1 protein-coding gene is annotated in these 280 nt (G+C 61.4%); it reads left to right on the top strand.

Translation table 11 applies throughout. The features are described 5' to 3' along the window. A partial coding sequence (locus MD536_RS22265; RefSeq protein ID WP_369075828.1) for a radical SAM protein occupies nt 1-280 on the top strand: 280 nt, incomplete at its 3' end.

The following is a 280-nucleotide window of genomic DNA, read 5'->3' as shown; positions in this document are numbered from 1 at the left end:
CTGCAAAGCGGATCGAACCGCATTCTACGTGCAATGCGGCGGCGTGGGACCGTGGCAAGCTATCTTGCGACCATTAGCGCAGCGCGACGCGCTATTCCGGGACTTGTTCTGACCACGGACATCATCGTTGGTTTCCCGGGCGAGACCGACGCTGACTTTCAGGCATCGCTCGATTTGGTCAGGGAACTCAACTGTGCTCACGTCCACATCTTCCCCTTTTCGCCGCGGCCTGGCACGCCTGCCGCAACCCTCCCCCATCAGGTTCCGCCGCCTGTCAAGC

The sequence above is a fragment of the Flavihumibacter cheonanensis genome, assembly GCF_022352215.1.
In the GTDB taxonomy this organism is placed as follows: Bacteria; Bacteroidota; Bacteroidia; order Chitinophagales; family Chitinophagaceae; genus Flavihumibacter; species Flavihumibacter cheonanensis.
This window is presented reverse-complemented; position numbering and strand designations above follow the sequence as displayed.